Source organism: Empedobacter sp. UBA7611 (genome assembly GCF_002484365.1).
GTDB lineage: Bacteria > Bacteroidota > Bacteroidia > Flavobacteriales > Weeksellaceae > Empedobacter > Empedobacter falsenii_B.
The window spans coordinates 1-12,146 of sequence record NZ_DLJR01000050.1; the positions used below are offsets into that span (position 1 = coordinate 1).

The 12,146-nt window shown below is 30.9% G+C and carries 11 protein-coding genes; 10 read left to right on the plus strand and 1 reads right to left on the minus strand.

Annotated elements, in window-relative coordinates:
* Positions 1-954 precede the first annotated feature (954 nt).
* A complete protein-coding gene (locus tag B3R94_RS08700) occupies positions 955-1,650 on the minus strand; it encodes an ABC transporter ATP-binding protein (RefSeq protein ID WP_291100149.1) in 696 nt (231 codons plus the stop codon).
* 243 nt (positions 1,651-1,893) lie between these two features.
* On the opposite strand from B3R94_RS08700, the gene B3R94_RS08705 reads away from it, so the two are divergent.
* From B3R94_RS08705 to B3R94_RS08750, 10 genes are all read left to right on the plus strand, one after another.
* Complete coding sequence (locus B3R94_RS08705; protein ID WP_219034020.1) at positions 1,894-2,715, plus strand: prephenate dehydratase; 822 nt, start codon at positions 1,894-1,896, stop codon at positions 2,713-2,715.
* On the plus strand, positions 2,712-3,854 hold the full coding sequence (locus tag B3R94_RS08710) for a pyridoxal phosphate-dependent aminotransferase (RefSeq protein ID WP_286494949.1): 1,143 nt from the start codon (positions 2,712-2,714) through the stop codon (positions 3,852-3,854). The genes B3R94_RS08705 and B3R94_RS08710 overlap by 4 nt, the downstream gene beginning before the upstream one ends.
* Entirely contained in the window at positions 3,851-4,699 is an 849-nt protein-coding gene (locus B3R94_RS08715) for a prephenate dehydrogenase (protein WP_219034018.1), read from the plus strand. Before B3R94_RS08710 ends, B3R94_RS08715 begins: the two co-directional genes overlap by 4 nt.
* A 125-nt stretch (positions 4,700-4,824) precedes the next feature.
* A complete protein-coding gene (locus B3R94_RS08720; protein ID WP_115002148.1) occupies positions 4,825-5,904 on the plus strand; it encodes a bifunctional 3-deoxy-7-phosphoheptulonate synthase/chorismate mutase type II in 1,080 nt (359 codons plus the stop codon).
* Positions 5,905-5,910: 6 nt separating this feature from the next.
* The gene (gene rsgA, locus B3R94_RS08725; RefSeq protein ID WP_291073576.1) at positions 5,911-6,831 is read left to right on the plus strand and encodes a ribosome small subunit-dependent GTPase A; all 921 of its coding nucleotides are present in this window, start codon (positions 5,911-5,913) and stop codon (positions 6,829-6,831) included.
* 103 nt (positions 6,832-6,934) lie between these two features.
* Entirely contained in the window at positions 6,935-7,207 is a 273-nt protein-coding gene (locus B3R94_RS08730; RefSeq protein WP_221854400.1) for a hypothetical protein, read from the plus strand.
* Between the two features lie 134 nt (positions 7,208-7,341).
* The gene (gene dtd, locus B3R94_RS08735; protein ID WP_291100152.1) at positions 7,342-7,791 is read left to right on the plus strand and encodes a D-aminoacyl-tRNA deacylase; all 450 of its coding nucleotides are present in this window, start codon (positions 7,342-7,344) and stop codon (positions 7,789-7,791) included.
* Positions 7,792-7,812: 21 nt separating this feature from the next.
* Complete coding sequence (locus B3R94_RS08740; protein ID WP_038333234.1) at positions 7,813-9,705, plus strand: DUF3857 domain-containing protein; 1,893 nt, start codon at positions 7,813-7,815, stop codon at positions 9,703-9,705.
* Positions 9,706-9,712: 7 nt separating this feature from the next.
* The gene (locus B3R94_RS08745; protein ID WP_291100155.1) at positions 9,713-11,731 is read left to right on the plus strand and encodes a DUF3857 domain-containing protein; all 2,019 of its coding nucleotides are present in this window, start codon (positions 9,713-9,715) and stop codon (positions 11,729-11,731) included.
* Between the two features lie 88 nt (positions 11,732-11,819).
* On the plus strand, positions 11,820-12,146 hold the full coding sequence (locus B3R94_RS08750) for a nucleotide pyrophosphohydrolase (RefSeq protein WP_038333238.1): 327 nt from the start codon (positions 11,820-11,822) through the stop codon (positions 12,144-12,146).

Sequence of the window (12,146 nt, forward strand, 5' to 3'; positions counted from 1 at the left end):
TAAATTAAAAGTGTATCTGTTGATATTTTTCGTAGAACTTCCAATATTCTTTCGTAATTTGCAAGTAAGTTGTTCATTGTAAATGTTTTGTAGTTAAAGCAATTTACTGATTTTCAATCAAATGAACAACTTTATTATTTAGTAATCAAAATGCACAACGGGTTTTACTATTAAAGGACAAAGGAACAATTTTCCATGACGCAAGTCAAGGATTTATAGTATTAGGAGAATTCGAGTTTTCTAAAAATGTTACCTTTTCTCATGATAAACTGGGTTTTAATAAGTTTTTAAGATGGGTGAATACTCAATAATTAAGAAAGCTGAATTAGTATTTCTTAAGGAAATTACGGGAGCTTATTCTAAAAGAGTAATAAACAACTAATTCCTTAATTAAATAAACAAATTACTCATTGTAAATTAAGAATAGAAAAACTTATAAATCGGATGAATATCTGAATAATAAAGTTCAAAACTACTAACCATTAAAGGTACTGGATTAATGACTATCGGAACGATGCTTACTGAAACGATGTGTTTTAAATGTTTAAAAAAATAAAGCAATTTTCGAGTTTTGTAGATTATAATTTTATGAGAAGAGAATTAGGAACATCAGTAAAAGAGCAAACAAAAATATCTAAAAAAAGGCAACAGATATATCCGTAATACCATATATTTTCCATTTATGGTAGCTTGTAGATTTAACCCAATAATGAAGGAAGTTTATACCAAAATAAATGAGAAAAATACATCAAAAATGATAGGCCAAGTCAGCAAAAACTGTTAGTTTGAATTTATATTTAATGGGAATTATACAATTTTTGATACAGATTATAATAAAATAACCTCAGTAAAAACTGAGGCTACACAAGATTCTTTAACAAAGTAAAACTCCTTTAATTTTTGTAAAGATAAAATTTTGGTCTAAAATAGTTCTTTATTTAAATAGTACCTTTTCTATTGTGTTAAAACATGAAAAGCTTCTTCCAAGTTTTTATATTGTCCTTTAAACTCTTCTATCGGTTGATCTGCCACAATTTTTCCTTTATTCAATAGGATTACACGCGAACAAAGCGCTTCTACTTCTTGCATAATATGTGTAGAAAGAATCACTGTTTTTTCCTTTCCAATCTCTTTAATTACTTCTCTAATTTCAATAATCTGATTTGGATCCAAACCATTTGTAGGTTCATCTAAAATCAAAATTTCTGGGCTCGAGATAATCGCTTGCGCCAATCCAACACGTTGTTTATATCCTTTTGATAATTGATGAATTTTCTTATGTTTTTCTGGTAATAAACCTACTTTTTCGATGACTTCATCAATTTTTGATTTAGGCACATTTCGAATATTTGTTACAAATTCCAAATACTCTCTTACATACATATCCATGTACAATGGATTATTTTCTTGCAAAAATCCAATCAACTTTTTCGATTCAATTGGTTGCGTCGAAACATTAAAATCATTCACAGAAATTTCACCAGAATCTGCATTTATTGCATTGGTAATACTTTTCATCAATGTCGATTTTCCTGCTCCATTTGGTCCAAGTAAACCAACAACTTCGCCATTATTTATAGAAAACGAAACTTTGTCTAAAGCCACCTGTTCACCGTATTTTTTTACTAAATCTGTAATGATTATTCCCATTTGATGAAAAATTTTCGATAAAATTAGCAAAAAAGATTTTGATAACTGATAAATTATTTTTTAGATTTGTAGAACAATTAGAAAAACGAAATGGCAACATTCAATTATTTTAACGCATTCTTTTTTTACTTTTTTGGATATTATCCAGGAGAGCAGGGACTGCGTTGTCAAAATTGATTGTTAACATTCATAATAAGATAATATAAAGTCCCGCAATTTGTGGGACTTTTTTTGTGGAAAAAAATGAAAGAAAGAGTTGCAATACAAGGTTACATTGGTTCATATCATCACGAAGCTGCCAATAATTATTTAGGAAATGACATCGAAATTGTAGAATGCGACACATTCAAAACTTTAGCAAAGTCGCTTGCAAAGGGAAAAGTTGAAAAAGCAATCATGGCAATTGAAAACACAATTGCTGGGGCAATTTTACCAAACTATGCATTGCTAACGAAATATAATTTGAAAGTTGTTGGAGAAATTTATTTATCAATTCAACATCAATTGATGGTAAAAAAAGGACAAACTTTAGATGATATAAAAGAAGTTCGTTCGCACCAAATGGCATTGTTACAATGTGATAAGTTCCTTGAAAAACATCCAACATGGCGCGTTGTAAATGATATCGACACTGCATTAACAGCCAAAGATATTATTGAGCAAGATTTGAATGATGTTGCTGCAATTGCCTCAAGAAAAGCGGCAGAAGTATATGGATTAGACATTTTAGCTTCAAGTATTCAGACGTTTCAAGATAATTTTACTCGCTTTTTTGTATTGCAACGCGAGCACAACGATTACGAAGATTTCAATAAAGTTTCGATGCGTTTTTCTGTTCCACATAAAGCTGGTGCTTTAGTAGATGTATTAAATCAAATTGCAGAATGTGGAATAAATATGGACAAAATACAATCTGTTCCGATTATTGAAAAACCTTGGGAATACTCTTTCCATATTGACATTACGTTCGAGCAAAAAGAACAATATTATGAATTGCTTGGAAAAATTGCAAGAAAGTTAACGGATTTAGAAATATTAGGCGAATATAAACTGGGGAAAAAATGATAGCAGAAGCCCAACGATTACAAAGTGTTCAAGAATATTATTTCTCGAAAAAATTACAAGAAATAGCGAACATGAAAACCGACATTCCAATCATTTCATTAGGAATTGGAAGTCCAGATTTACAACCTCATCCAGATGTGATCGAGGAATTAATCAAAAGTTCACGAAACGGAATCAATGGCTATCAAAGTTATCGCGGAATTCCAGAAATGCGCGAAGCAATGGCAAGTTTTTACAAAAACAAATTTGATGTAGACGCCAATCCTTCAACAGAAATTTTGCCACTTATGGGCTCTAAAGAAGGAATTATGCACATTTCGATGGCATTTTTGAATGAAGGTGATAAAGTTTTAATTCCAAATCCTGGATATCCAACTTATTCATCTGTTACAGAATTAGTGCAAGCAGAACCTTTATTCTACGATTTGAAAAATGAAAATGATTGGCTTCCAGATTTTGATCAGTTAGAAAAATTAGCCGAGCAAAAACCAAAAATTATGTGGCTCAATTATCCACATATGCCAACCGGAGCCAAAGCCCCAAAAGACGTTCTTAGAAAATTAGTAGAGTTTGCAACTCGTCACAATATCTTAATCGTAAATGATAATCCGTATAGTTTTATTTTGAACGATGAACCGACAAGCATCTTAGGAATTGAAGGTGCAAAAGATGTTTGTATCGAACTGAATTCATTAAGCAAAACCTTTAACATTGCAGGTTGGCGAGTAGGAATGGTGATTGGAAAAGAAAGTTTTATTAATTCTATTCTAAAAGTAAAGTCAAATATGGATTCGGGAATGAATTTTGCGATACAAAAAGCCGCGACAAAAGCTCTTTTAGTTGATGATTCTTGGTACGATGAATTAACAAAAATTTACGCAGAAAGACGAAGAATCATTTGGGAAATCGCTGATATTTTAAATGTAAAATATAATCCCAATGCAGCAGGAATGTTTATTTGGGCGAAGCTTCCAGAAGGAAAAGATGATAAAAAATTTATTGATGAAATTTTATACAATAAAAAAGTATTTATTACACCAGGAAGTATTTTCGGAAGCAATGGTGAAGGATTTATAAGATTTTCACTTTGCGCACCTGTCGAGAAGTTGATTGAAGTAAAGAGAAGATTAGAAGCATGAAAATAATTTCAGTAATCGGTTTAGGATTAATCGGAGGTTCTTTTGCTTTAGCATTAAAAAAAGTTGGTGTTGCCGAAAAAATAATCGGTGTTGATCAAAATATTGAACATCAAATTCAAGCTTTAGAATTAGGAATTGTGGATGAAATCGCTCCTTTGAATGAAGCACTTTCTCAATCAGATTTAGTAGTGATTGCCGTTCCTATTAATTCTATTCAGAAAGTTTTACCAGAGATTTTAGATCAAATTAATGATAAAACGATTGTTATGGATATGGGATCAACAAAAGCTGGAATTTGTAAAAAAGTTGCAAATCATCCCAAAAGAAAACAATTTGTTGCCACACATCCAATCGCAGGAACGGAAAATTCTGGACCAAAAGCTGCTTTTCCTGAGTTGTTTTTAAACAAAGTTGCGATTTTGTGTGATGTTGAAGAAAGCGAAAAAGAAGCAGTAAAAAAAGTAAGAAAAATTTATCAATCGCTCTGGATGAATGTTAAAACAATGACTTCGGAAGCGCATGATGCGCACATTGCGTACGTTTCTCATCTTTCGCACATTACTTCTTTCGCCTTAGGACAAACAGTTTTGGAAGAAGAAAAGAATGAAGATGCAATTTTTGACATGGCTGGATCTGGTTTCGAATCTACGGTTCGTTTAGCAAAAAGTTCTCCTGATATGTGGACACCAATTTTGATTCAGAATCGAGAAAATTTACTCAATGCTATTGATGCTTATCAAACACAAATTTCGAAAATCAGAAAAATGATCGAAGAAAAAGACGCCGAAGATATTCATCAATATTTAAAAAACACAAACGACATACGTCGAATATTAAATAAATAAAGTCATTCTGAACTTGTTTCAGAATCAAATCAAAAATAAAAGTTGAACTAAATTAAGTTTGACAAGAAAATAGAAATAATTACTCTCAAATAAAATAAATATTAAATCTTAAATTTGTAAATGTTATGGAAAACAATAACTGGATAAAAGAATACGATAAACCAATGATTATCGCTGGACCTTGTAGTGCAGAAAGTGAAAAACAAATGATGACAATCGCTGAAGATTTGGACAAAGATTATGTGCAAGTTTTCCGTGCGGGAATTTGGAAGCCTCGTACTAAACCAAACTGTTTCGAAGGAGTTGGTGCAATCGGATTAAACTGGTTGAAAAAAGTAAAAGACGAATTCGGAATGAAAATCGCAACTGAAATCGCCAATGCAAATCACGCAAAATTAGCGTTAGAATATGATGTTGACGTTTTATGGATTGGTGCTCGTTCTACGGTAAACCCTTTTACAGTACAAGAAATTGCTGAAGCTTTACGTGATACAGATAAAACAGTTTTGGTTAAAAATCCTGTAAATCCAGATTTAGATTTATGGATTGGTGCTTTGGAGCGTTTAGAAGGTCAAGGAATCAAAAACTTAGGTGCTATTCACCGTGGTTTTTCAACGTACAAAAAGACAAAATACCGTAACAATCCACAATGGCAAATTGCGTTAGATTTCAAAAACAAATTACCAAACGTGCCAATTATTTGTGATCCATCACATATTTGCGGAAACAGAACAGGATTGTTCGATGTTGCGCAACAAGCCTTCAACTTTGAATACAATGGATTGATGATCGAAACGCACAATAATCCTGATGAAGCTTGGTCTGATGCAGCTCAACAAGTAACACCAGCTCGTTTATTAGAAATCTTAAAAGATTTAGAAATTCGTGTTTCTGATGATCCAGATGCAATTTACAAAACTGGAATTCAGAATTTACGTCATCAAATTGATGAATTAGATAACTCTATTTTAGATGCAATTGCTCAACGTATGAAAGTTGCAAACTCTATCGGAGAATTGAAAAAAGAACATAATGTGGCAGTTTTTCAGCCAGATCGTTGGAAACAAATCAAAGATAATTCTGTAAAAGCAGGAGTTTCTTTAGGTTTATCTGAAGATTTTGTTGACAAATTATTGCAAGCAATTCACCAAGAATCTGTTGCGCAACAAAACCAAATTATGGTTAAAAAAGAAGAAAAAATTTAAACAATATTGAAAGGAATTGTCATAAAATCTACTGGTAGTTGGTATCATCTTTTAACCGAAGATGGTACAACCTATCAGGCAAGAATTAGGGGAAAATTTAGAATAGCCAATATCAAACATACTAATCCAATTGCTGTTGGAGATGAGGTTGAGTTTGAGATTGACAAAGATGATATTGCAGTCGTTACAAAAATTCATGATCGCAAAAATTACATCATACGAAAATCTGTTAATCTATCCAAAAAAACGCATATTATTGCCTCTAACATTGATGTTGCTTTTTTGGTTGTAACGCTTTCTAATCCCAAAACTTCGTTTGGTTTTATTGACCGTTTTTTGATTACTGCCGAAGCTTATCATATTCCTGTTGTAATTTTATTCAACAAAATGGATTCGTACACAGAAAATGAAATGGCTGAGTTAGAAATTTATAAATCAATTTACAATTCTATCGGTTACGAAAGTCTAGATATTTCGGCTGAAACTGGTCTAAATTTAGATCTTGTAAAAGATCGAATGAAAGATAAAGTAAGTTTGGTTTCGGGACATTCTGGCGTTGGAAAATCAACGTTGTTGAATACTTTAAATCCTGATTTAAACTTAAAAACGCACGAAGTTTCTGATTTTAATAGCAAAGGACAACATACCACAACTTTTGCACAGATGTACGAATGGCCTTTTGGAGGTTTTATTATCGATACGCCTGGAATTAAAGAATTTGGTTTGGTTCATATCGACAAAACCGAATTACAAGGTTATTTTCCTGAAATTTTAGAACTGAAACACAATTGTAAATTTGATAATTGTATTCACGTTAACGAGCCAAAATGTGCTGTACGTTATGCAGTAGAAATTGGTGAAATCGCAGTTTCTCGCTACGAAAATTATCTCACTTTTTTAGAAGAAGATATTTATACCGAAAAATAATAAAAAAGCCGTTTCTTATGAAATGGCTTTTTTATTTTCTCAAATTACGGTTTCACGTAAAAATAATTCAATTTCTCATTTTATTTTTGTTAAAATTAATTGAATGAGCAATTTATCCGTAAAAATCGCTTTAGATTTTGAGGAATGTACAAAGGAACAAAAAGAAAGATTTTTATTGCATTTAGAAGATTTAAATTGGAAACCATTAAATCCAAATAAATTGTGGATTGCTGAATTTGATAATTCTGAAAATAAAGAAAACAGAATAAAAAATATAGAACAAGAAATCATCAATGCAAAAAAAATGTCAAAGCTCTATGAGTTATATTATGCGATAATTGCAGATGAGGAAATCTATTTTAACCAACTAACTTAAACCTATAGCGATTGCTTTCTAAACTTAAATTACAACAAACGTTATAACACATTTAAAAGATGAGTTGTAACGTTTTTTTATTTGTTAATAATTTCTTAAATTCAAATCGATTTTAAATCAATAAAACTAGAATTATGCGAGTGATTTTACAGCGTGTGCAACATGCTTCTGTAATGGTGGATGGAGAAATAACTGGAAAAATAGAAAGTGGAATTTTGACCTTGGTTGGCTTTGAACCTGATGATACGAAGGAAGATTTTGAATGGATTTCGAAAAAAATAATTCAACTTCGAGTTTTCAATGATGAAAATGATGTGATGAATTTAGATGTGCAACAAACAAATGGAGATATTTTGGTTGTTTCTCAATTTACGTTGCATGCGTCTACGAAAAAAGGAAATCGTCCGTCATATATCAAAGCGTCAAAACCAGATCTAGCAAACGAACAATATGAAACGTTTTTGAACGTTTTAGAATCAAATTTTAAACCTGTACAAAGAGGAATTTTTGGTGCAGATATGAAAGTCGAATTGTTGAATGATGGTCCAGTAACCATTTTTATCGATTCAAAGAATAAAGAATAACTTGATTAATATTGATATTGAATGAAACAAACTCTACTTTTTTCAACTTTTTTGATTAGTTCATTTTCTTTTGCGCAAAACTATGCGGTCGATCAAATTCCATCCGATTTGATAAAAGATGCTTACGCTATTGTACGAAAAAATGAAGAAAAAATAGAACTTCTAAAAGTTGATGAATTAAAATATACGGAAGACGTTGTCGTAACGGTTTTGAGTAAAGCGGGCGATAATTATGTTGGTGCGCAAGCGAATTATGATGCAAATACAAAAATTGACTTATTCGAGGCAACTTTGTATGATGCAAATGGAAAAGAAATTAAAAAATTCAAGACCAAAGATTTTGGTGACCAAAGTTATGTAACAGGTGGACAAATGTACACGGATGATCGCATAAAATATTTGAATTATACTCCAACAAATTATCCTTACACGATACATTATAAAATTGTTACAACGAACAAAAATACACTTTGGATTCCGCGTTGGTCACCTATACGAGCAGCGAATTTATCAATCGAAAAATCGTCTTATCAATTTGTAAATAAAACATCTTCAACTATTCGATTGAAAGAAGATAATTTTAAAGGTTTTGACATTGCAAAAACAGGAGATAACAATAATTTGAGCTATTCATTAAACAATGTTTTGGCATTTAATGAAGAAGATCAAATGGTTGGAAGTCAAAAAATATTTCCTCGCGCTATTTTAGCTTCAAATCAAATTAATATCGATGGTGTTAAAGGAAATTTTGACAATTGGAATGATTACGGAAAATGGACTTTTGATAATTTAATTCGTTCAAAATTAGATTTTACTCCATCTCAAAAATTAACTTTTCAAAATATGGTCAAAGATGCAAAATCGGACGAAGAAAAAGTTCAGATTTTGTACAAACATTTGCAAAATAAAGTTCGATATATTGGCGTACAACTGGGAATTGGAGGACTTTCGCCTTTTCCAAATTCTTATGTTGAGAGCAAAAGTTATGGCGATTGCAAAGCCTTATCTAATTATATGATTGGAATGTTAGATGCAGTGAATATCAAATCGTATCACACCATATTATTTGCTGGAAATCCAATTGATATTGATGAACAAATGATGTATCAACAAGGAAATCACATGATTGTTTATATACCTCTAAATGGAAAAGATATTTGGTTAGAAGCAACAAGTCAAACAGCTCCTTATAATTATTTAGGTGATTTTGCAGGAAATAGAAAAGTATTAATTGTTGATGAAAAAGGCGGAAAAATTATTCCTTCGCAACAATTCAAAACAGAAGATAATCAATTATTCGTCAATGGAAATGCAACACTTTTAGCAGATGGAACATTAAATTTTGATTTTTCTGAAACTTCCAAAGGTTTGATTTATGAGAATTTTGCAAGATTTAATCAATTAAGCGAAAAAGATCTTGATGTTCGTTTAAAAAATCGATTTTCTTACTTACAAGGAATATCATTCAAAAAGAAAGAATTTAATAATGATTGGAAAAATGCTGTTTTTACTTCAAATTTCGAGTTTTCAGCACCAAATTATGCTAAAATTCAAGGAAATAACATCATTCTGAATATTATTCCAGTGAATAAAGAAGAGACTTCTGTCAAAAAAATGAAAGATAGAAAGTTTGATTTCAACATCGAGACAGGATATGTTGACGAAGTTTCGTATACATTGACACTTCCTTCTGGTTATAAATTACCACAAAAATTTGATGCTATAACCGTGAAATCTGCTTTTGGAGAATATCAATTAGAAATCAATCCGAAAGAAAATAATGCATTCGAAATAAAACGTATTTACAAACAATTTTCTGGAACTTTTTCGAAAGAAAAATACAACGAATATGTAGAATTTAGAAGACAAATTTCGGGTTACGACAACACAAAACTACTTTTAGAAAAATTATAACACTAATATGAAAACAATATTTACGATTGTTGCGACAGTTGCAACTGTTTCGAGTTTTGCACAAGATGTAAAATTTGGAAAACTATCTAAACAAGATTTCGAGAAAACAAAAAGTACAATTCAAGCTGATGCTCCAGCAGAAGTTTTATATGCTGACGGAAATTATAAAGTTAGTTTTAATACCAATCAAGGAGGTGTTGAGCAAACAAAGAAAGTATTTTATAGAATAATTGTATTTGATAAAGATAAAACACCAGATGATGTTTTGAAAGTTGAAATTCCTCTTTACAAAAGTTCAGGATCGGATCAAGATAAATTAATTTCATTAAAAGCGGTTACTTATAACCTTGAAAACGGAAAAATTGTTGAACAAAAAGTCGAGAAAAAAGATATTTTTTTAGATAAAGTTCATCGTTTTATGGATAAACAAACGTTTACTTTTCCAAATGTAAAAAATGGATCAATCTTAGAATATACGTACGAAATTATTTCTCCATTTTATGGAAGTACGGATACCTGGTATTTTCAACAATCAATTCCTGTAGTTGCGAGTAATTTGACGATGCAAAATCAAGAACATTTTAATTATCAACAAGATTTGAGAGGTGCATTTGCTCCAAAATTAACAAAAAATTCTAAAGATGATACTTTTTCAACTACTTCTTTTGGAAACAGAGGTGTTTCATCTTTTGGGGGAAATATGGGAAATCAAGGCGCGACATCAAGTAACCACAAATTAAAAATTGACACGCAAACCTATTCATTAACTAATTTACCTTCTTATTCTCGCGAAGCTTATGTGCTTAATCCAAGAAATATGCTAGCAAGTATTCAGTTTGAGTTGGCTTCTTTTGTTGCTCCTGGTAGAACTTCAGAAAATTTTTCTACAACATGGGAACGTATTGGTAAAGATTTGATGGATCATGAAGAGTTTGGTCGACAATTAAATGGGAATAATTTTTTAGATGAAACTGTAAACGCTACAATTGTTGGAAAATCTACAAATATTGAAAAAGCTCAAGCAATTTACAATTATGTAAAAAACAACATGGCTTGGAATGATTATTTAGGTCAATATACAGATAAAGGAATCCGAAAAGCATTTAACGAAAAATCTGGAAATTCAGCGGATATCAATCTTATGTTAACAGCTATGTTGCGTAAAGCCGGATTAGACGCAAATCCAATTGTTTTGAGTACGTTGCAAAATGGTTTAATCAATTATTCGTTTCCTTCACGTAGCAAATTGAATTATGTAATTGTTGGAGCAACAATAGATAATGAATTTTATTTAATGGATGCAACTGATAAAAATGCTCAAATTAATTTATTACCAATTCGAGCAATTAACGATCGTGGATTTATGGTAAATGACAAAGGAATAAAAGAAGTTCCTCTTCGTAATTCGGTTATGACCAATGACAAAAAATCCATTACAGCTGATTTAAAAGCAGACGGAACATTAACTGGAATTTTTTCGAATGTTCGCGATAATTATTTTTATATGTTTGATAAAAGTGAAATCGCAGATGATCCAAAAGCGTTCGAAAAAGAATTTGTAGAAGATTATAATTTTGAAATTTCAGAATTTAAAACACAAGATAACAAACAAAATGTAATTCGTCATCAATTCAAATTTGATGATGTAAAAGTAGATGTGGCTGGAAATAAAATATTATTCAATCCATTTTTATTTGTTGCGAATACAAAACATAATTTAAATCTAGATCAACGTAATTACAATATTGAGTTTGGTGCACCAACTACGAATACAAATACAGTTAAAATTAAAATTCCAGAAGGTTACAAAGTCGAATCTTTACCAACTGAAAAGCAATTTACAATGCCCGATCAAGCTGGTGGATATGCATATAAAGTAATTGAAAAAGATGGTTTTATTATCGCTCAAGCCCAAAAAGTTATTCCATACAGTATTTTACCTGCACAATACTATAAACCATTGAAAGAATTTTTAACAAATATTATTAATGCAGAAAGTCAGCAAGTGATTTTGGTAAAACAATAAAAAATATTCTAAACATCGAATAAAGCCAACTCCAAATACGAGTTGGCTTTTTATTTTTGTACCTTTAACTTTTAAAATTTAAAATAAGATGAGCCTTAAACAAGCACAAACAGACGTTGATAATTGGATAAAAGAACATGGTGTTCGTTATTTTAACGAATTAACAAATATGGCACAATTAACTGAAGAGGTAGGAGAAGTTGCACGTATTATTGCGCGTCGTTACGGTGAACAATCGGAGAAAGAATCTGATAAAAACAAAGATCTTGGCGAAGAATTGGCAGATGTTATTTTTGTAGCGCTTTGTTTGGCAAATCAAACAGGTGTTGATTTAGAATCAGCTTTTTACAAAAAATTAGATTATAAAACAAAACGTGACCACGATCGTCATCAAAATAATGATAAATTAAAATAA